General features: G+C 47.6%; 17 protein-coding genes and 1 pseudogene. 5 read left to right on the forward strand and 13 right to left on the reverse strand.

Going from position 1 to position 20,145, the window contains the following annotated elements; all coding sequences use genetic code 11:
* Window positions 1–21 precede the first annotated feature (21 nt).
* The 3 genes from pyrR to C7E00_RS11865 all read right to left on the reverse strand — a co-directional run bounded on the left by pyrR (window position 22) and on the right by C7E00_RS11865 (window position 3,241).
* On the reverse strand, window positions 22–558 hold the full coding sequence (pyrR, locus tag C7E00_RS11855) for a bifunctional pyr operon transcriptional regulator/uracil phosphoribosyltransferase PyrR (RefSeq protein ID WP_105304463.1): 537 nt from the start codon (window positions 556–558) through the stop codon (window positions 22–24).
* A 17-nt stretch (window positions 559–575) separates the two neighbouring features.
* Window positions 576–1,988, reverse strand: a complete 1,413-nt coding sequence (mgtE, locus tag C7E00_RS11860) for a magnesium transporter (protein WP_105304464.1) — start codon at window positions 1,986–1,988, stop codon at window positions 576–578.
* A gap of 176 nt (window positions 1,989–2,164) precedes the next feature.
* A complete protein-coding gene (locus C7E00_RS11865) occupies window positions 2,165–3,241 on the reverse strand; it encodes an endonuclease/exonuclease/phosphatase family protein (RefSeq protein ID WP_105304951.1) in 1,077 nt (358 codons plus the stop codon).
* Between the two features lie 535 nt (window positions 3,242–3,776).
* Here C7E00_RS11865 and C7E00_RS11870 point away from each other — a divergent pair.
* From C7E00_RS11870 to C7E00_RS11880, 3 genes are all read left to right on the forward strand, one after another.
* Complete coding sequence (locus C7E00_RS11870; protein WP_105304465.1) at window positions 3,777–5,495, forward strand: carbon starvation CstA family protein; 1,719 nt, start codon at window positions 3,777–3,779, stop codon at window positions 5,493–5,495.
* Window positions 5,496–5,507: 12 nt separating this feature from the next.
* Window positions 5,508–6,533: a branched-chain amino acid aminotransferase gene (locus C7E00_RS11875; protein WP_105304466.1), complete on the forward strand. Its 1,026-nt coding sequence runs from the start codon at window positions 5,508–5,510 to the stop codon at window positions 6,531–6,533.
* Window positions 6,534–6,932: 399 nt separating this feature from the next.
* Window positions 6,933–7,451, forward strand: coding sequence for a hypothetical protein (locus tag C7E00_RS11880; RefSeq protein WP_105304467.1), 519 nt, complete (start codon window positions 6,933–6,935; stop codon window positions 7,449–7,451).
* 48 nt (window positions 7,452–7,499) lie between these two features.
* Here C7E00_RS11880 and C7E00_RS11885 read toward each other — a convergent pair whose 3' ends face one another.
* Both C7E00_RS11885 and C7E00_RS11890 read right to left on the reverse strand, forming a co-directional pair.
* A complete protein-coding gene (locus tag C7E00_RS11885) occupies window positions 7,500–9,092 on the reverse strand; it encodes an ABC transporter ATP-binding protein (protein WP_167836583.1) in 1,593 nt (530 codons plus the stop codon).
* Between the two features lie 118 nt (window positions 9,093–9,210).
* The gene (locus C7E00_RS11890; protein WP_338022644.1) at window positions 9,211–9,723 is read right to left on the reverse strand and encodes a transposase; all 513 of its coding nucleotides are present in this window, start codon (window positions 9,721–9,723) and stop codon (window positions 9,211–9,213) included.
* Between C7E00_RS11890 and C7E00_RS11895 the strand changes: the two genes are divergently transcribed.
* Window positions 9,658–10,149, forward strand: a complete 492-nt coding sequence (locus C7E00_RS11895) for a transposase (protein WP_105304470.1) — start codon at window positions 9,658–9,660, stop codon at window positions 10,147–10,149. The two genes, C7E00_RS11890 and C7E00_RS11895, sit on opposite strands and share 66 nt — an antisense overlap.
* 572 nt (window positions 10,150–10,721) lie before the next feature.
* Here the strand turns inward: C7E00_RS11895 and C7E00_RS11905 are convergent.
* The 5 genes and pseudogenes from C7E00_RS11905 to C7E00_RS11920 form a co-directional block, all read right to left on the reverse strand.
* The gene (locus C7E00_RS11905) at window positions 10,722–11,450 is read right to left on the reverse strand and encodes a rubredoxin-like domain-containing protein (protein WP_476692367.1); all 729 of its coding nucleotides are present in this window, start codon (window positions 11,448–11,450) and stop codon (window positions 10,722–10,724) included.
* Window positions 11,430–11,696 (reverse strand): annotated as a pseudogene (locus tag C7E00_RS16865) ([Fe-Fe] hydrogenase large subunit C-terminal domain-containing protein); the annotation flags it as partial. The pseudogene C7E00_RS16865 and the gene C7E00_RS11905, both read right to left, overlap by 21 nt.
* A gap of 36 nt (window positions 11,697–11,732) precedes the next feature.
* Window positions 11,733–12,758, reverse strand: coding sequence for an IS1/IS1595 family N-terminal zinc-binding domain-containing protein (locus tag C7E00_RS11910; protein WP_105304167.1), 1,026 nt, complete (start codon window positions 12,756–12,758; stop codon window positions 11,733–11,735).
* 103 nt (window positions 12,759–12,861) lie between these two features.
* Window positions 12,862–13,809, reverse strand: a complete 948-nt coding sequence (locus tag C7E00_RS11915; RefSeq protein WP_105304473.1) for a [Fe-Fe] hydrogenase large subunit C-terminal domain-containing protein — start codon at window positions 13,807–13,809, stop codon at window positions 12,862–12,864.
* Between the two features lie 179 nt (window positions 13,810–13,988).
* Complete coding sequence (locus C7E00_RS11920) at window positions 13,989–14,246, reverse strand: hypothetical protein (RefSeq protein WP_105304474.1); 258 nt, start codon at window positions 14,244–14,246, stop codon at window positions 13,989–13,991.
* Window positions 14,247–14,571: 325 nt separating this feature from the next.
* On the opposite strand from C7E00_RS11920, the gene C7E00_RS11925 reads away from it, so the two are divergent.
* On the forward strand, window positions 14,572–14,757 hold the full coding sequence (locus tag C7E00_RS11925; RefSeq protein ID WP_105304475.1) for a hypothetical protein: 186 nt from the start codon (window positions 14,572–14,574) through the stop codon (window positions 14,755–14,757).
* A 144-nt stretch (window positions 14,758–14,901) separates the two neighbouring features.
* Here C7E00_RS11925 and C7E00_RS11930 read toward each other — a convergent pair whose 3' ends face one another.
* The 3 genes from C7E00_RS11930 to C7E00_RS11940 all read right to left on the reverse strand — a co-directional run bounded on the left by C7E00_RS11930 (window position 14,902) and on the right by C7E00_RS11940 (window position 20,079).
* The gene (locus C7E00_RS11930; RefSeq protein ID WP_105304476.1) at window positions 14,902–16,536 is read right to left on the reverse strand and encodes a putative manganese-dependent inorganic diphosphatase; all 1,635 of its coding nucleotides are present in this window, start codon (window positions 16,534–16,536) and stop codon (window positions 14,902–14,904) included.
* 109 nt (window positions 16,537–16,645) lie between these two features.
* A complete protein-coding gene (locus C7E00_RS11935; protein ID WP_105304477.1) occupies window positions 16,646–17,182 on the reverse strand; it encodes a rhomboid family intramembrane serine protease in 537 nt (178 codons plus the stop codon).
* A gap of 104 nt (window positions 17,183–17,286) precedes the next feature.
* The gene (locus tag C7E00_RS11940; protein WP_105304952.1) at window positions 17,287–20,079 is read right to left on the reverse strand and encodes an FAD-dependent oxidoreductase; all 2,793 of its coding nucleotides are present in this window, start codon (window positions 20,077–20,079) and stop codon (window positions 17,287–17,289) included.
* Window positions 20,080–20,145: the final 66 nt, after the last annotated feature.

The raw sequence follows: 20,145 nt of genomic DNA on the forward strand, positions 1-20,145 counted from the left end.
CATTCATAGCCAGCATCGTTTTTATATTTCGTACAGTTCAGCACCGTACCTGCCGTCAATCGGGCTGACAAGCACTGAAACCATTTCATTCCTGCTCGTCGGAATATTCTTGCCGACATAATCCGGCCGGATCGGCAGTTCCCGATGGCCTCGGTCAATCAGCACTGCAAACTGGATCGCTTTCGGTCTGCCATGCTGGAATACGGCATCAATTGCTGCCCGGCAGGTCCGTCCGGTATACAGGACATCATCTACCAGGACAACCGTGTAGTCTTTCAGGTCAACCGGAATCAGACAATCGCTGGTCTTCGGCATATCGCCAAGTTCAGACAGATCATCCCGATACAGCGAAATATCCACATGTCCCATCGGAACTTCAATTCCTTCGAACTTCCTGATATTTGCCTGCAGCATTTCCGCAAGCGGAATACCTCTGCGCTTGATGCCTAACAGGCAGATTCCTTCTGCTCCGTTATTCTTTTCAATGATTTCATGCGCAATGCGTGCCATGGAACGTTCCAGCTGCGCTTCGTCCATGATTGATGCTTTGAGTTTCATTTCCCACCTCTTGATGATCAGCCCAGATGGAATGTTTCAATTAAGAGAATCCATGCCAGTCCATAAAAGCATACCACACCGACCAGATCTGTGATGGTCGTGATCAGCGGTCCGGACGCAACTGCCGGATCAACCCCGATCTTCTTGAAGAACATCGGCACCGAAGTACCCACTCCGGAACTGATCACCATCGCAACCAGCAGCGAAGCCCCGATGCATAGCGAGATCAGAAACGATTGTCCTGCCGGCATCTTCTTCAGCAGCATCAGATATACTCCGACAAATACGAATGCAAACAATCCGGTGATGAGACCATTGATGAATCCGGTCGTCATCTCCTTCCGGATGAACTTGTTCTTTTCTTTATGAGAGAGATTCTCATCCATCAGCACCCGGATGGTCACGGCCAGGGATTGCGTACCGACATTTCCGGACATATCAAGAATCATCGACTGGAATGCCATGATTACCGGCAAAGTCACTACCACGGTTTCAAACAGAGAGACAACCGTAGACACCAGAATGCCGAGCACACACAGCAGAATCAGCCACGGCAACCGCTTCTTCACGGAAACCATGACCGGCTCATTCAGATCTTCTTCTTCTGAGAGACCGCCGAGTTTCGCGTAGTCATCGCTCATCTCATCATCGACGACTTCAGCGAGATCCGCTGCGGTCACAGCACCAAGAATCGTATTCTTTCGAGAAAGAACCGGAATTGCCTCTTCACCATAATCCTGGATTGAAGACAGGCAATCTGCAATCTTCTCATCTGCATAGACAGACGGGAAGGCTGTCACGGTAATATCTTCCAGACTCGTATCCTTGCGGGCAATGATCAGATCCTTGAGATCAATTTCACCACGATAGTTCTTACGCTCATCGACGACGAAGATCTCAGCAATATTATCATGATCTGCCGCCTGGGCAATGACTGACTTCATCGCTTCCGGCACGCTCATATGCATGTATACGGAGACGAAGTTCGTAGTCATGCGGGATCCGATGACATCTTCATCATATGCCGCCATCCGCCTGAGCTGTGCCCCGGTTTCCGGAGGCATCTTGCTGAGAACGCGGTCTGCATAATCCGGTCCGCATTCCTTCAGCAGGTCGACTGCTTCATCGCTTTCCATGCCAGCCAGAATATCCGCTGCTCTGGCATCATCGAGTTCCTTCAGGTAATCATCCGCATTGTCCACGTATTCCATGACTTCGGCAATACGATCTGCTCCGAGGATCTCAAGCAGATGGATGCGTTCTTCCTTCGTCAGCTGAGGAAGAACATCAGCGATGTCGTTTTCATGATATTCATCCAGCTTATCCCGGATTTCATCTTCCGGGAGATTGCTGCAGATAATCTTCAGAATGTCTTCTGAGTAATTATGATGGGTTTCCTGATTTACTTCCTGTTCGGTATTTTCTGCCATATTCCGTTCCTCTTTTCTTTCAGACAGAAACCGACGGTCTTTACCCTAATAAAAGGCGGTTTCTGCATGTATTGCTTATTCGACCCGACTCACCGCCAGCCATGCAGAAACCACCTCTCTTTCCTTTGTCAAAGGTAGGATATACTCGAACCAAGTCAAATTCAAGAAACAGATTGTCAGTTTAATGTAAAATCCAGGATCACCGGATTATGATCCGTATTCTGAAAGCCTGCATCCTCCGTATGACATGCATGAACCGTGACATTCGGGGAGACGATGAACCCATCAATCACATAGAACTGAAACTCATTCACATCAGCTCCATCGAGAGCCTTGTCCAGCGAACGGCAGGTCGGCACGGATGGATCCATGCACAGCTGCCACCCTTCATCAAAATCAGAAGCCTCGATGATACCAGGCTTCCACATCCCCTCTTTCAAGGGATAAGCAGAAAGATCTGCCGAAGAGAACGTCTGATTGAAATCTCCTCCGGCAATCACATAGTTTCCGGCTTCATACTGTTCTTCCAGGATTTCCTTCAGCATTGCTGTCTGAGCCGCTTTCCCCTCGCCATCGTCATACGCTTCCAGATGCAGGTTCACCAAGACCAGACTATGCGTGCTTCCGGAAATCGGAATCGTATTCACGACTGCACACCGCTTCAGATTGCCGAGCCGCTCCGGCCAGGAAAACGGAACCGGCAGCTGATGCCTCACTGCAGAAGTGATTTCTGAAGCAGACATCGACAGAATCCCGCTCTCGACTTTTCCCATCGGCGGAATCGGGTAGGGAATAAACGGAACTTTATAATTATAGGCAAAGTCAGAAATCGGATTTCCGAGCTGCTCTCTCAGGTATTCCTCCTCATTGATCGAATAGGACCGAGCAGAATTGCGATCCACTTCCTGAAGGATCATGAAATCCGCATCCAGATTCTTCAGCGTATCCGCAATTCCTTCCAGATTTTCCTGAACCCGCTCTTTGTCAGAAGGGAATACGCTTGTTCCTCCATCCATGAAGAAGTCCGCATTCGATCCCAGGGCTCCATAGCCGCAATTCCATGTCACCACCCTCAGCGTGCTTCCGGCTTCGATCGATTGCGATGCCTCTCCTGCTGTTTCCAGCGTTTCCTGTGCTTCCGGCTGGTATTCCGCGATCGTCAGCCAGGCAAACAGACAGGCAATGATCAGCACGAGAACCAGCACAATCCTTCCAAGAAGGCGCAGAACTCCTATCTGATGTTTCTTGTTCATATGATCTTTTTCCATCCATTCTGCTTTCAGAATAGCATGTAGTCCTTCTGTACAGGGCCGAACTTCTGGACATCTCTTCGGAAGTGTCCGCACCCAGAAAACAGTTTCGTGAAATATTTTCCATCTTTTTCATGCTGAAAATTTCATTTCATGAAAAATAGTGTAAGAATCCGTTGACTCGTTTCATCACCATGAGTATCATCTGAACTATCAGAAATGAAATGCGACGAACAGAACACGCTGCAGTCTTCTGATCCATAACAGAGAACGGTAGTCAGGTGAGAAACCGTATGGAGAGCGACTGTAAGTATCCTCTGCGAGCAGCAGCCCGAACAAAGTAGGCGTTGCCGGCATCCGGCCGTTATCCAGGAGCCTGTTGATAGACAGGTAAAAGTGCCATGTAAAACCCATGGAATGCAAAGTGGTACCGCGGAAGAGCTGAACGCTTTCGTCTTTGCGCACAGAAATGTGCCGATTTCGAAAGCGTTTTTGTTTACACGATCTCCATTTCATTTCTCAAGAAAGGGGAACTGTCATGAACAGTCTTGTGATCTTAGTCTTTGCAGTTGCAGTACTTCTCTGCGGATACACCTTCTATGGTAAGTGGCTCGCGAAAAAATGGGGCGTTGACCCGAAAGCACCGACACCGGCCGTCGTCCATAACGACGGCGAGGATTATGTTCCGTCTTCCCGTCTGACCGTATTCACCCACCAGTTCTCTTCCATCGCCGGTGCCGGCCCGGTCCAGGGACCGATCCTTGCGGCAGTATTCGGATGGGTTCCGGTTCTCGTCTGGCTGCTGGTCGGCGGAGTCTTCTTCGGTGCAGTCCAGGACTTCGGTGCCCTGTTTGCTTCAGTCAAGAATGACGGCAAATCCATCGGTCTTGTTATTGAGCAGTACATCGGCAAGATGGGCAGAAAATTCTTCACGTTATTCTGCTGGCTGTTCAGCTGCCTGGTCATCGCTGCCTTCACGTCCATGACTTCTTCCACGTTCAATGGATATGTCACCGCTGCAGATGGCACCGTCACGCAGAATTTCAATGGTGCTGCTGCCGCAACCATCTCCTTCCTGTTCGTCGGCTTTGCCTGCGTCTTCGGGCTCATGCAGAAAGCACTTGGCAAGAAGATGACAGAACGCTGGAAGTTCGTCACCGCCATCGTCTTCATCGCTCTGATGTTCGCACTTGGCATGAAGCTTCCGGTCTACCTCACCGCTTCTCAATGGAACCTCGTCCTGATGGTCTATCTGTTTGCAGCAGCTGTCGTTCCGATGTGGATTCTGATGCAGCCTAGAGACTACATGACCACATTCATGCTGCTGGGTATGATCCTCGGCGGAGTCATCGGGGTCGTCGTAGGCCATCCGGAAATGAAGCTGAATGCCTTCAACGGATTCGTTCTCACCTCTTCTACCGGTTCCAAGAGCTATATGTTCCCGACGCTGTTCGTCACGATCGCCTGCGGTGCAGTTTCCGGATTCCACAGCCTGGTTTCCAGCGGAACTTCTTCCAAGACCATCTCGAATGAAAAAGACATGCTGCCGGTCGGCTATGGTGCAATGCTCACTGAAACTCTGCTTGGCGTCATCTCTCTGATCGTTGTCGGCGCAGTTGCAGTCAACGGAACGGTTCCTTCCGGACTTACTCCGTTCCAGATCTTCTCTGCAGGTGTTGCCGGATTCATGGAACAGCTCGGTGTCCCGGAAACCTTTGCAAATGTCTTCATGACGATGTGCATCTCTGCCCTCGCTCTGTCCACACTTGATTCCGTCGGAAGAATCGGACGTCTCAGCTTCCAGGAACTCTTCATGGATGAAGACGAAGAACAGCCGGCATGGAAGAAATTCCTCACGAACCGCTATGTCGCTACCGTCTGCACGCTGGTTCTCGGCTATGCATTATGCCTTGGCGGATATCAGAATGTATGGGCACTGTTCGGGGCTGCCAACCAGATGCTCGCTGCCCTGGTTCTGCTTGGCATCGCAGTTTTCCTGAAAGCAACCAAGAGAGAGAATAAAATGGTACTTGTACCGATGGTGATCATGCTCGCAGTTACCTTCACGGCAATCATTCTGAATGTTGTGAACAATGTCCAGGCTTATATGAATGGCACAGCAGTATTCCTGGTCAACGGCCTGCAGCTGATCCTGGCGGTATTCCTGATCATCCTTGCAGTTGTCGTGGTAGTGACCTGCATGAAGACACTGCTCAAGCCGAAGCAGCAGGATGAGATGAGAAAGCAGACGGCTTAAGAAGGAGAAACTATGAGCAAGAAAGATCTGAATTGGAGCAACCTTGGATTTCAGTATCGGAAAACCGATGCACGCTATGTCTCGCATTTCAAGGACGGTGCCTGGGATAAAGGCACGCTGACCGCGGATGCGACGGTAAAGCTGAACGAATGCGCTGGCATCCTTCAGTATTGCCAGCAGGTATTTGAAGGTCTCAAAGCATATACCTGGGCAGATGGTTCCGTTGTCTGCTTCCGGCCGGATCTGAATGCTGAACGTATCTACAACTCTGCAAAACGCATCGAGATGCCTCCGTTCCCGAAAGAACAGTTCCTGGACGCAGTCGATCAGGTAGTAAAGGCAAATATCGACTGGGTACCTCCGTATGGCTCCGGGGCATCTCTCTATCTTCGCCCGTATGAATTCGCAATAAGTCCGGTCATCGGCGTAAAGCCTGCTGAAGAATATGAATTCCGTTTCTTCTGCACTCCAGTTGGTCCGTACTACAAGGGCGGTGCAACCCCGATTGCATTGCAGGTGTCTGACTTCGACCGGGCTGCTCCACATGGCACCGGTGCAGTCAAAGCCGGCTTGAATTACGCCATGAGCATGCACGCTTCCGTGCTCGCCCACGCAGCCGGCTTCGCTGAAAACCTCTACCTAGATCCGGCAACCAGAACCTATGTTGAAGAGACGGGTGGTTCCAATGTCCTGTTTGTTGACCAGGAAGGACGTCTGGTGGTTCCGAAGTCTGATTCCATTCTCCCCTCCATCACCAGACGTTCCTTCGTTTACATCGCAGAGCATCTGCTTCATATGACAGTTGATGAACGCCAAGTCGCATTCGAAGAAGTAAAAGGCTTCAAGGAATGCGGACTCTGCGGAACTGCAGCAGTGCTTTCACCAGTCGGCCGCATCGTCGATCACGACGAAGTCATCGACTTCCCTTCCGGCATGGAGCATGCAGGTCCTGTCATGGCAAAGCTCTACGAAACCATCACAGGCATCCAGGGCGGAACGATCGAAGCTCCGGAAGGCTGGATTCATCACGTCTGCTGATCATCATTACTCAGAAGACTGTGCGATCGCACAGTCTTTTTTTGCATACGTCAAATAGAGGATGCTCTGAAATAAGAATCCCCTCCAGGTAGAATGATTGTGATTATCAGTGTTAGTTGTAAAAACCGTTCGGGAATAAAACCAGCGGTCAGAGCTCTTTAACGCAATCAGCGTACCGAGACGCTTTTCAGACTTGCCGGTAAGTTCTTGGAATATGGTTATGTAGTGTCCAGTTTTTTTAGCAAGGCAAGAACGAAAGGCACAAGAGACATCAGTATTCTGTATGCATTTGATCTAGAGAAGGAAGAGCCGATCTGCTCCGTAACGAAGGACAGCTGAAAGGCCATGGAACAATCCTTTTCAAGCGGGTAAGAAAAAAGAAGCTGCTGTACTCCTGCTATGATATTACCCCAGGCGCATGAGGAAGCATTCGGGCGGCTGCACAGCACAAGCAAATCCGAAGACTACAGCCAGGAGACTTATGAAGAAGACAGGAAGAAGTTCGAAACGCTGCTTCTGGGAAGCGATCTGGAGATGGATGCAGAAACCGACTATCAGGCTTTTGCATGCAGGTGGATAATCGATCTAATCACGCTGTATTACAGGCAGGCGTGCGAACTGGATGAAACACATCTTCACAGTGATTATTCCGTAATCGGAAGTGAATTCTGCATCTTCCTTTCCAGTGTGATTACCCATCGCCTTCTCAATCGGTTTAAAAAAGAAGAACTGTTCGACACGCTCACCTGCAAGAAGATCATGCATGTACTGACACGGGCAAAGAAGGTGAACGCAGGCACTTCAGAATGGCAGCTGATCAAGATGAACCCTTCCCAGATAGACACATCCTTCAGAAACTGGGACTGCTTGAAACCGCCCAAAAAACGAGGCAGGAAGTATAAGAATCAAACGATCTAGTTTTACTCATTGGAAAAGTGGCAGTCTAACAAATTGGAAAATTTCATTTCAATGAAGCATTTCATTCGGTTTGTTTAAATTAATAAGTGTTGTACAGTTTTGTATTAGTGCTGGATCATGAGTGATTACAATAACCTTCCTGGATTTTGCAATATCTTTTATTAATTCGATAAGTATTGCTTTAATACGTTCATCCACAAAGTTAGTCGGCTCGTCATATATTATCATTTCCTGATTGCAGCTAAAGCTGCGGCATATTTCAATGATCTTCTTTTGCCCATTAGAAATATTACTGCCATTTTGTTTCAAGCATTCATCTTCATTTAGCCCAACTAACGCAAGCAATGAATTCACTCTATCAGAAAGTTCTCCTTCAGAGAAAAAGAGAATGTTGTCCCTTATCGTACCTTCAAATAAATAACTATCTGCAGGAACTAAAAGAATCCGGCTTTTTATATCCTGTTCAGGAATATCTTCATACTTTATATTGTTGTAATAAATATTTCCAGAAGTCGGAACTATACTTTTATTAATTAACTTAGCTAATGTGCTTTTTCCTGAACCGTTCGCTCCGATAATTCCAATGACTTCTGATTGACCAAAAGATATTAATGAAGAATAATTCGAAAAAATCAGTTGAGAATCAACCGCATAACTCATTTTTTCAAATCTGATGGCCTTTAATGCTGGAAGCAATCTCGATTCTGAATTTGGCAAATTTTCCTTACCCGAGTACAGAATTTCATTTATTCTTTTCAGGGAAACATTAGCGATTATTGTTTTTTTAGGCAAGGACATTATTGAATTGGCAATATCCCACAGTCTGTAGAAATACACAGTGTATGCAGTTAACATCCCAATTGTCATTTTTCCCAGAATAATATGATATCCGCCAATCCAATTAATCAGAATATCTGCTGCAGTTAAGACTGATGTCATCATGCCAATATCATAAAGAGTTTCTATGATTGTATTTTCTTTATATGATTTATAAAGTCTGATTTTTCTGTCACTGAACCTATTGAGAAAATTATTGCTTTTTTTATAATTGCGGATCGTCTCTTGCCCGCTAACATACTCCTCAAAAAAGCAATTCATGTTCTCATCGCTCTGAATAGTATTCGTCTGCCTTTTTTCAATTATGGGAAGCATTATTTTCTTGAGGATAAGGAAAAAGAATATGAGAATTATAATAATCAGCGACAGTTCCGGAGACATTAAAAACATTCTTAATAAGAGCAGTATCAGAAAAATTATATTGCAGATTTCGGTAACCGCTTTCTCATAGAATAGGAAGCGGCATTCCTCTAAATCTTTCGTGAATCTCTGATAATAATACGAGATATTATGGCTTTTATGCTTATCAAAAGGCTGATCACGGATACTTAGAATAATTCTTTCTTTAATACTTAATGTCGTTTCTTCCTGAGCCATGTCTAGCTGAAAGGAATAAAAAGCTTGCAGCAGAATGTTTGTAATAGAAAAAATACACATTAACACTCCATAATAATTAAAAGTACTAACGCTCTTTGACACTGCAGAATCAATCATTCTTTCTAAACAATATGGAGTGAAAATGACAAGAATTTTGCTTAACATATTAAGCAAGATCAGAATAACCAGTTTAGATTTCTTCTCCATGGAGTTTTTTTTGAATGAGTTCATTGATCATTTTCACTTTTTCATATTCACAAAATATTGTTTGTATAGAACCATAATAAATTAAAAAGCCGTATTTGCACAAGGGCTGAGGATCTTATCAATCTGGTTTACTCTTGCAATATAGCTCTCTGTAGCGAAGTGTTTTTGGGTTTTCAAAACTTAAATCCGGCAGCTGGTCTAATGGAGCATTGAAACTGAATGCAAATAAGTTAAGATAGCTCGGAAGTTCATCTCTCCTGAAGCCGCTGTGTGCTCTTAAAAACTTCTGCAGCCTATTATGAACCTGGTTGATGGGATTCATCTGATTCTTATTGTCGGGCAACCCTTTCATTTTCTTGGAATCATATTGGATGTTTACCAGTTCCAGCTTCCTGACAAGCATGTTATGGCATGGATCTTTATCAGTTATCAATCTTGATCCTTTCCTGATATGATCCTTCAAAGCTTCATATACCTGTCTTCCGGCTGGCTCGCCCAAGCTAATGTATTTTACAAACACGGTTTTACCATCTGTAATGGTCGCAATGCACATCTTATTGATAGAATGGCCTCGCAGTTTCTGGTTATTTTCAGCTATTTTTATTTCGAAAGTCTTCGGAAAACCTGGCAGTACGAAGTAGCCCGCTTGATGTCAGAACATTTCGGCACTCAGTTCAAGACCCTGAAAAACCTCGCCTATCGGAAAAACACAGATGGGTTTTACGTATATGCCAAGGAGCGCGATCCGGATGAAGAAGGACAGAAAGAACGCGATCATTCCAGAGACGTTCAGGGCTGTGTCAGTTATATGATGCGATATGCCTCACGGCCGGCAATGGCGGAAAGCCGTATTATTTCCTATAGCAAAGAAACCGATGAAGTGGTATGGCTCTATGATGACCACACGACCGGAAAGAGAATCACCGTTCACGAAACCGGTCTCGATCTTCTCAAGAAGATGATCATTCATATCCAGGATGAAAACTTCAGGACCGTACGCTACTATGGTTTTTACAATCCCAGATCAAAGGACCATCTGGATAAATCTATGCATTGATCAGTCAGAAACGAAATGATGCCAGGACTAAGGAACAGCGGAAGAAGCAGCTAACCTCCCGTCTTCATAAGCTTCGTTTCCGTACGATGTGCCTTGATTCTTATAATCGAGATGTTCTCCGCTGCAGATGCGGCGAGATCATGTTATATGCGGAAACTTATAATCCGCTGGAAGGAATATCCAATGACAGACAATACCGAGAAAACTGTATTGATGAAATGCGAGAGATGCGGTTACGAAGAAGAAGTACCGCAGAAAGATCTCGATCTCCTTCGTTCAGTTGATAAAGACCCTGAGCATTGTGAAGACCATCTTCTATGCCCTTTCTGCTTAAGCGACATGTACCGCAAAGATTCTTATCATTTCAGAAATCACAATCACTACTGACAAAGACAGATCAATCCTAGACATGTTTTTGTCGTACCGTCTCATTTTAGATGACCTTGTGGTCACCTTATTCGTTTTATCAAACCGAATTGAAATTCTTATAAGATCAGAAAAGCCGGAGAATCCTGAAGCTGATTCCCCGGCAGATCATAAACCGATCGTTTTTCTGAATCGACTAATGGCGATCACATCGCGATAAATACGCTGCTCCCCTGATGGCAGATCGGGCATTCCGCCGGGGGTGCCGTCGCGATTACCACTTCCTCGCACACGGTGCACCTCCAGGCACAGACCTGGGCAAAGTGGCTGCCATCCTGATGGCAGATATGACATTCAGAAGGGCGCTCCTCTCCTTCTGTCATATAATGGCAGACATCACACTGCCAGATCTTCCGGCCTGTTCCGTTTTTCCGCAATGTCACCTGATCAGTGATGTCTTCAAACACATCGCTTCCCTGATGGCAGAACGGGCATTCCGCCGGCGGCAGGATGCCGATATAGACATCACCACACACTCTGCACTTCCAGACCCTGACATTTCTGAATTCTTCCGGTCGGAAATGAGCAATCACCTCGCCTGCTGGGGCATTGTCTTTTCTGGTATTTTCTGTTTCTTCTGAAGGCTTCAGATCGCGGTACTGCCGATACTTTCCAGCTTCTTCGCCTAGCAGATCGCTGCGATCGGTATATTGCGTATGCAGCATCTTTTCAGCAAGATCGCTCAGCGGCTTGCCATAGAACTCCTGATAGAGTGCGATGATCTCCGGGTTTTCATGGCTTGACCGTCTTGCTTTTTCCATAGATGCATCTCGCCGATACAGCCCGTCAATCCGCTCCTGCAGCAGCGCATTTCCCTTTTCCTGGGTTCCCTTCGGCTGTCCGCCCCCGCCGATGCAGCCGCCCGGGCAAGTCATGACCTCAACAAATGCATAGTCTTTCGGTTCTTTCTTCTGCCGATCAAGGAACTTGCGGACATTCGCCGTCCCATAGATGACAGCAACATTAATATTCTTATCTGCAATCGAAAGAGAAGCTTCGCGGAACCCTTCCATTCCTCGAACCGGCTTAAGGTCATACAGCTTTTCAGGCGCCGGTGAGCCAGTCAGGTACGTATAAGCAGTCCGCAGTGCCGCTTCCATCACACCGCCTGTATTTCCGAAAAAATCCGTATTTGCAGCAGGGTGGTGCCAATAGGCTTAATCAGCGGACTTTTTTGACATCGCATCTCTGAATTTCACCACATGTGGCGACATTATTGCCCGTCTGATGAAAAGGTCGACCTTCTCATATCGATTACTAGGCTCTGACAGAACAAACCAGATCAGATTCATCCAGTCCTGAAGATTGTCCCTGTCATAACCGCCATGTGCACGCATATATTGCTTTGCCAGTGAATGCAGATTGTTAATCGGATCCAGAGGATTGTCTTTGTCCGATAATCCTTTGGTCTCACTCGTAGTATGTACTTCTTCTGTCAGATGGAGTCGTTCGACAAGTATTCCATGCGAATTATCTCCATCATGAATCAGTTTTGATCCAGGCTTGATATGTTTTCCGAGAGCTTCCCATGTTGTCTTTCTGGATGGCTTTGAGTTTCCCTCTACGGCCAGATACATATGCCCATGATCATCATAAGCAGCTGCGACACAGATTTTGTTACGAGAAATGCCTCTTAGCTTCTTCCCATCCACGATTTCTGTTTCGTGCTTGATTACCGGAAAGAACATCTCGTCAAAGTAGATGTTTCCTTCCAGCATTACCTCAGACTGTATTCCTTCAAGTACAGCAAATACCTTGATCAACCAGTATCTGCCTGTGCTCTCTGCATTTCTGTTATCGCGTGCTGCAGTGCTGATGGAATGGAATTCAAACAGATAAAGAAGATATTCAATCCACTCTGAAATCGGAATCTTCCGATCCTGAAAGATTGTCCCTGTAAGAACACTGAACTTATGGCCGCAGCTTATACAGCGATAGCACTTTGTTCCGTCTTTATAGAAGCCGTACCTGATAAAATGCTCGGATCCGCAGATCGGGCAATGACTGACTGGAAGAGAGTTCAGAAACTGAACTTCAGATCTTCGGACAGGAGGATGCTTTGCATCATACCATTCATGCACGGTATCTGAAATCAGCTTCTGGGATTTCGAAATATCCGGGTCTTTATCCCATGAAAGCGTACGCAGGGAATGACCCCACGCATCCTTATCATCATGATTCATTTGTTGGCGGCTTGGAGCTTCCAGGAGCCGAATGACGAAACCGCCAAGTCAGCGTCAATCGGTTCCTGGAAACTTCCTGATGTCCCTTTCTCGGACATAGGAATTATAGTCTATTTCCAGAAGACTGACGGGAATTTACCACCCTGGTGCAAATGACGATTTTTCCGAAAATGACCCCGGCACCGGATGCCTGTGACATCAGAGGATCATAAGGGCTGTCACTCAAGGACGGAAAATCAATATGCTCTTCCCTTGCCCATGCAGCAAGCTCCCTGGTTGTGATCACATAATCCATATCGCGCATGCCATCAATGCCAAGATATCTGCCTGCCGCATTCATTTCTTCGCGGCGGATCTCATACTTCTTTGCCGTGCACGGCGTCAGCGCGACATTGACAATTGCCTTCGGATCAATGCCCATCTTCTTTGCAAAATAGGTCTTGATGGTCGGCCCCTGCATGCCGATCGGGCTCTTGGCTGAAGAGATATGCGGAAGAAGCTCCGGATAATAGATCTCTGCGAATTTCACCCATGCCGGGCAGCACGAAGTAAACTGAGGCAGCGGCTTCGACGCATCCGCATGTGAAAGACGCTCCACCAGTTCGCTTGCCTCCTCCACGATCGTGAGATCTGCTGCAAAATTGGTATCCAGCACATAATCAGCCCCCAGACGGCGAAGCAGTGCAACCATCTTTCCTTCCACAAAGCTGCCATCCGCCATGCCGAATTCTTCTCCGAGCGAAACACGCACAGATGGCGACGTGCTGAAAATGACGATCTTCGAAGGATCCTTGATCGCCGCTTTTACATAATCAGCTTCCGGAATCTCCTGAATCGAACCAGTCGGGCATACATTTGCACACTGCCCGCAATGAATGCAGACTGCTGTGTCTCCTGTCTTAGCAAGATCGTAATATCCCAGAACTGAGATATAGTCTCTGCATACATCACGGCAGTTCCCGCACTTGATGCACTTCTCCTCAATCCGTTCAATCGAAGGATTTCCCGGCTCAATCGGAACACGAACTTCAGGCGATAAATGCTTGCTCATAAAACCTCCTCCTGTCAGCAGATCACATGCTCAGAACCCTGCATCTCTGCATGATTTGATTATGAAAACACATACTCTTCCAATGCAAGTATTTTCTTTGCATGATCATAAAAAACCGCAAAGAGCGAATACTCGATGCGGTTTCTGCAGAAATATGAATGGATTGTTCAGCGAGAAATTCAGTTCTTAGCTGCAGCAGAAGCAGTAGCCTCTGCAGATGCGCTTGCTTCAGCGGTTGCTTCAGCAGATGCTTCAGCAGACTCCTTTGGAGCAGCAGTCTCTTCCTTGACAGCCTCTTCCGTAGCTTCAGCGGACTCCGAAGCAGCCGGAGCTGAAGTTGCAGCAGATGCAGCACTCTTGGAAGCAGTATTGCTTCCGCAAGCTGCCAGTGACATCGTCATCACAGCAGCAGTAACAATTGCAACAATCTTTTTCATATTCTTGATCTTCCTTCCAGTTTTTTAATCTGCGTTGAATATTTCTGCAGCGTGTTCTGTTCTACCACCGTCATTCTGCATAAGCAAGGTCTGATATAAGCCATGCATGCATAGTTTTCCGCTTGTTGAATGAATTGAGGATTCCCGCATGATCATGCGTGTTCCAAGCACATCGTCTGTTCCAATGACAGCGCTTACTTTGAAATTGTGAAAAATTCTTAAGATATTCTTTCAATTCTTAAGAATTCATGAGGATAACCACCGGAATTCACATAGAATTCACTTCTGGTGTATACTCTGTAGCCGTGATTCAGGAGGTAGCTGAATGATAGAGCTGATTGCATTATGCGGGCTTGTCCTGACAGTATGGATTGCAAGTATCCAGATCCTCGGAAACCTGGGCATTACGATCGGATTGATTTTCACCATCCTCTGTGCAGGATTGCTGATACTGAATATTGCTGAAAACCGGAAAGAAGAACGGGAAGCCAGAAAAAGGTCTCTGCAGTAAAAACTGCTGGTTTTCACAAGTCTGACACAAACGCCTGGTAGAATACTCTTGTCTTCAGAAAGAAGACATCAGATCTTTCCTCCCAGACAGACTGATTATCATTTCTGAAAAAGCTTCTGCAGTGCAGAAGCTTTTTTCTGGTTTCTATTCGGATATTGCCCTGGTAAGCGCTGGCAGGATCTGACTCTTGCGTGAAAAGATTCCCTTCTGCAGATCATGACCGCCCTCAGAATGATCCGGGAATGCCTCCTGGCACTTTTCTCCTTTTTCTCCTGCAGAGAAGAAGATGGAGCCTTCATCTGCAATCGAAGTAAAAGCAACCACAAGTAAGTCCAGGCCTTTCTGCTTCACGAGACGATCAATGGCTTCCTGGATTTCTTTTTCTCTGCCCTTCACATCATTTATCGAAGCAACCATGCACTGGCTGATCATCGAACTGCATCCTGAGATGTCATAGTATTTGATATCTTGCACGATCATCTCATGAATGCTCTGGTTCATATTGGCTGCGGAAGCAGAGAACATCTCACGGCCGAACTGATCAATATCAAGATCCGCAAGAGCCGCCAGGATATTTGCAGTGTCAATATCCTTCTTCGTCGTAGTCGGAGACTGGAAGATCAGCGTATCCGAGAGAATCGCGCCAAGCATCAGACCCGCAAGTTCCCGGGGAATCGGGATCTGATTCTCACGGAACATCGTGGCAATGATCGTTGCGGTAGAACCGACGATCTCATTGCGGAAGGATACCGGCTGGGTTGTTGCGAAATCATTGATGCGATGATGATCCACGACCTCAAGAATCTGCGCTTTCTCAACTGCCCTTACGGATTGGGAGAACTCATTATGGTCGACGAGAATGATCTTCTTATTCTTGTATTCCATGATATGGCTGCGGGTCACATAGCCGACCAGATGGTCTTCTTCATCAATGACGGGATAGCTGCGGAACCGGGTCTTGGCCATCTTTGCGCCAGCTTCTTCCGCAAGATCATCTTCATGGAAAACGACCGGCTTTCTGCGCATGACCAGTTCAATGCGCGGCGCAAAGAAGATATAACGGGACGTATTCATACTGCCATGTCCGGAGATGATGACCGGACAGTGATACTTCTTGGCTTCTTCCAGGACTTCGGATTCGATTTCCTCTGCCCATACGACAATCAGCATCCCGGCGCCTTTCTGAATCAGCTTCCGTTCAGATACCGGATCATTGCCGACAATGACAATTCGATCTTTGATTTCGTAGTTATCCGTTCCGGACTTTGTCATCGCAATGATCGAGACTTTGCCGTTCAGATGCGTTTCAGGATCATCATAGATGATTCTGCCGCTGATGGTCTTCGCAATATCTTCCGTGGAAGTCTGCTGCAATAGATCAATGCCGACTGCGGTATCGCCAAGTCCGATCTTGGCAAGATCGCTCTTTGACACGAAACCGATGACCTTTTTCTCGTGATCCGTAACTGCAAAGGCAGAACGTTCCGTTTCATGCATGAGACGGATCGTCTCGTAGACCGTAGTTTCCGGAGAAATCGCCTCCGGAGAATCGAGATTGATTTCCTTCAGTTTCTTTCTGGCATCTTCCAGCAGCATCGGTTCTTCAAACCCGAAGCGCTTCAGAAGATACTTGGTTTCATTGCTCAGCTTGCCGAGCCGGCAGGGAATTGCCTTGACTCCCATCGCCCGCTTGAAAAGCGCATACGCAATTGCCGAAGCCACGGAATCCGTATCCGGATGCTGGTGGCCGGTGATGTAAACAGGATCCTGCTGTTCCATTGTCTGAACTCCTTTTCGAATATGAGCCTGCTTCTATTTTAATGATACCGAAGGTCCCGGCAAGTTACCGAGACCTTCAGAACATTGTATAAATTTACAAATTCAGGAATCAGAACACATAAATTCTGAGCACTGCTAGCAGAATTCCAGTGATCAGTCCGCCCAGATGTCCGGTTCTGGAGATATTCGGCATGAAATTGATGATCAGGTTGGCAATGCACATTCTCAGCACGCTGGTCAGCACATACGGATTGCTCAGGGAACCCGAACGGACGAGCAGAAACAGATAAGCACCCATCAGTCCGTAGAGGCCTCCGGAGATTCCGATCGTGCTTGTCCCATCATCTCCGAAGAACGTCGTCACCAGGGAACCCCCGATGATGGAACCGAACAGGATGATCGAGTACCAGAACAAACCGAACATCGATTCCATGTAAGAACCGAGACTGTATAGCGAATACATGTTCATGATAAGATGCCAGGGCTGCACATGCAGAAACCCTGACGTGATCAGACGATACCATTGTCCCCGCTTTACCTGCATCGGAATCAGCGTGTATTTGTAGATCTGATCACTGCCCGATCCGAAATGGATCCACAGGAAATTCGCAATGCAGATGATCAGAACAATCATGGTTATACTCATGAGAATTCCTCCGATGCCATAATCCTACCATGAAACCACGGATCTGGCATTCATTCAGAAAACGCCTCCGTTTCCGGAAGCGCCTTCTCTTCAGTGCTATCTGATTACTGTTTCTTGCTGAACCTGATCTTCAGTTCCCGCTTCAGTGCATATGGCAGAATTGCCTTGACCATGCCATCTTCTGCGGAATACATCCTGGTGTTCTGAGGCATATCACGCTGCAGATGAATCGCATCAAATTCACACCTCGTCGTGCATAGACCGCATCCGATGCAGCGATTCACATCAACCGTTGTAGCGCCGCACTTGAGGCAGCGGTTCGCTTCTTTTCTGACCTGCTCTTCGGTGAATGCCAGACGGAAGTCTTCATAGCTGTGCGCTGCGTCACCAGGCTTCATGCCCGGTGCCTGACGCTTAGCGTTATCGTAGCTTTCGAGGTGAATATCCTCCCGGTCAAGCTCGATGAAATTTCTGAGATCTCTTCCCAGCTTCAGATCGCCCTGTCCTGGATGCACGAACCGATGCATGCTCACCATGCCTTCACGGCCATCCGCAATCGCATCAATCGCAAACTTCGCACCATGATTGATATCGCCGCCCACAAAGATATCAGGCTCTGCGGTCTGCAGCGTTACCGGATCTGCAACTGCAGTTCCGTTTCTTCTGAGCTCCACTTTTGTTCCATCCAGCAGATTGCCCCATACCGGTGCCTGACCGATCGAGATCAGCACATTCTCACATGGGACTGTAACGATGTTGGTTTCATCATAGATCGGATGGAATGCATGGTTCTTGTCGAACACTTCCGTGCACTGCTTCAGAACGATGCCGGTGATCTTTCCTTCTTCCGCAAGGATTTCCTTCGGTCCCCAGCAGTTATGAATGACGATTCCTTCTTCCTTCGCTTCTGCCACTTCATCGGCAGCGGCAGGCATCTCAGAAGGGCCTTCCAGGCAATACAGATCTACAGATTCTGCACCGGCACGGAGAGCAGTTCTTGCCACATCGATGGCGACATTTCCGCCGCCGATGACTACCGTTTTTCCGCTCAGGATCTTTCCATGATCTGCTTCGCTGTGTCTCAGGAAGTCAACGCCGGATACTGCCAGCTCTTCATTCGGTATGCCTGCCTTTCTTCCTGTCTGCATGCCGATGGCAACAAAGAATGCCTTGTATCCTTCTTTTCTCAGCTGATCCAGGGTCACATCCCTGCCCACTTCAGTATTGAAGCGGAATTCAGCTCCCATTGTGCGGATCACATCGATCTCGGCATCAATCACCCGGCGGTCGAGGCGGAATGAAGGAATGCCATATCTCAGCATGCCTCCAGGCTCAGCATTCTTTTCGAATACGGTGACCGGATATCCCTTTTCTCTGAGATAATACGCAGCACTTAAGCCGGCCGGACCAGCTCCGATGACTGCAACCCTGAATTCCTCTCCCCACTGATCGCCATGTTCATTGCAGCACTCCGGTATATACCGGTTTTCTGCTTTCAGCTCCTGAGCAGCGATGAACTTCTTGATCTCATCGATCGCAACTGGCGAATCAATCAGTCCTCTCGTGCAGCGATCCTCACACCTGCGATTGCATACCGCTCCGCATACTGCCGGCAGCGGATTATCCTGCTTGATGAGCTTCAAGGCATCCAGGTATCTGCCCTCTGCAGCCATGCGCACATAGCCCTGAACGGCAAGATGCGCCGGGCAGGCCGTCTTGCAGGGCGAAGTTCCGGTCTCATAGCAATTGATCTTCGCATCATCGCGGTAGTTCTTATTCCATTTTTCCGGACCCCATTTCACTTCATCAGGGAGTTCTGTCTTCGGATAGATCACCTCAGAACCATCCTTCCGGCAGAGCTTCTGACCAAGCTTTGCCGCACCGACGGGACACACCTCAACGCACTTTCCGCAGGCAACGCACTTCTCATGATCCACGTGCGCCCGATATGCACTGGCAGAGAGATTCGGCGTATTGAACAGCTGAGAAGTACGCAGCGCATTGCAGGTCGTATTCGAGCAGTTGCAGATGCCAACGATCTTATCTTCGCCATCGAGATTGGTGATCTGATGCACGAAGCCGCTCTTCTCAGAACGTTCCAGCAGAGCCATGATTTCCTCATAGGAAGCAGGTTTCGCATCTTTCTTCGTATCAATCAGATACTGCGCCATATCGCCGACTGCTATGCAGTAGTAATCCTCGATGTCACCACCGCCTTCGCCGCGGATGCGCTGCTGTCTGCGGCAGGAACACACATCCACCGCATACTTGTCATACTTATTCAGCCAGTGCGAAAGCTTTTCCAGAGATACGGATTCACTGACATGCTCGATCGCCTTCTCGACCGGGATAACATGCATGCCCAAGCCTCCGCCGCCAGGCGGAACCATATGGGCATTCTTGCCCACCGGAACCATGCTTGCATAATTGAAGAACGTTGCGACTTCCGGGTGCTCTTCTGTGAGTCTGCCATTCATCATCATGTATTCGCCGGAGCCGACTACCCACTTCGGCACGAAATACTGCTTTTCATGATCCTTGTTCTCGAAGTCGAATTCCAGAAGACCGATCTCTGCAATGTGCTCTGCGATCGTCTCTGCCCGGTAAGTGCTCATCAGGTTGCGCTCGCCAAGCTGAGCAGCGGTCAGCTTGACGGCACGCTTCTTGCGGAAGCTCAGCATGAACTTCACTTCCTCTTTCGTCAGCAGCCGGTCCAGCAGCCAGAAATCCGGAGTATTTTCCGTCACATTTTCCGCTTTGTGCAGGTCTCGGTCATCCGCAATCATCATGACCAGCTTCTTCAGAAGCGCGGCCTTCTCCGCATCATCGCAATGATAGTCCTGAGGCAGAAAGTCATTGTCATTGAACAAATAGTTCCTGTACTTTTCTGGGATCATGATCATGTTCTCCTTTTTGTGAAACTCTTCACCTGATTCCAGCATAGCATCCCATGCTCTGGTTTC

It is taken from the genome of Anaerolactibacter massiliensis, from assembly GCF_900290205.1.
Lineage (GTDB): Bacteria > Bacillota_I > Bacilli_A > Erysipelotrichales > Erysipelotrichaceae > Bulleidia > Bulleidia intestinalis.

Coding starts and splice junctions, on each gene's coding strand:
- C7E00_RS11875 (WP_105304466.1), top strand. CDS start 5,508: ATGAGCAAGAAAGATCTGAATTGGAGCAACCTTGGATTTCAGTATCGG.
- C7E00_RS11880 (WP_105304467.1), top strand. CDS start 6,933: ATGATATTACCCCAGGCGCATGAGGAAGCATTCGGGCGGCTGCACAGC.
- C7E00_RS11920 (WP_105304474.1), bottom strand. CDS start 14,246: ATGAAAAAGATTGTTGCAATTGTTACTGCTGCTGTGATGACGATGTCA.
- C7E00_RS11885 (WP_167836583.1), bottom strand. CDS start 9,092: ATGGAGAAGAAATCTAAACTGGTTATTCTGATCTTGCTTAATATGTTA.
- C7E00_RS11925 (WP_105304475.1), top strand. CDS start 14,572: ATGATAGAGCTGATTGCATTATGCGGGCTTGTCCTGACAGTATGGATT.
- C7E00_RS11915 (WP_105304473.1), bottom strand. CDS start 13,809: ATGAGCAAGCATTTATCGCCTGAAGTTCGTGTTCCGATTGAGCCGGGA.
- C7E00_RS11910 (WP_105304167.1), bottom strand. CDS start 12,758: ATGAATCATGATGATAAGGATGCGTGGGGTCATTCCCTGCGTACGCTT.
- mgtE (WP_105304464.1), bottom strand. CDS start 1,988: ATGGCAGAAAATACCGAACAGGAAGTAAATCAGGAAACCCATCATAAT.
- C7E00_RS11905 (WP_476692367.1), bottom strand. CDS start 11,450: ATGACTTGCCCGGGCGGCTGCATCGGCGGGGGCGGACAGCCGAAGGGA.
- C7E00_RS11940 (WP_105304952.1), bottom strand. CDS start 20,079: ATGATCCCAGAAAAGTACAGGAACTATTTGTTCAATGACAATGACTTT.
- pyrR (WP_105304463.1), bottom strand. CDS start 558: ATGAAACTCAAAGCATCAATCATGGACGAAGCGCAGCTGGAACGTTCC.
- C7E00_RS11895 (WP_105304470.1), top strand. CDS start 9,658: ATGGCCTCGCAGTTTCTGGTTATTTTCAGCTATTTTTATTTCGAAAGT.
- C7E00_RS11865 (WP_105304951.1), bottom strand. CDS start 3,241: ATGAACAAGAAACATCAGATAGGAGTTCTGCGCCTTCTTGGAAGGATT.
- C7E00_RS11935 (WP_105304477.1), bottom strand. CDS start 17,182: ATGAGTATAACCATGATTGTTCTGATCATCTGCATTGCGAATTTCCTG.
- C7E00_RS11930 (WP_105304476.1), bottom strand. CDS start 16,536: ATGGAACAGCAGGATCCTGTTTACATCACCGGCCACCAGCATCCGGAT.
- C7E00_RS11870 (WP_105304465.1), top strand. CDS start 3,777: ATGAACAGTCTTGTGATCTTAGTCTTTGCAGTTGCAGTACTTCTCTGC.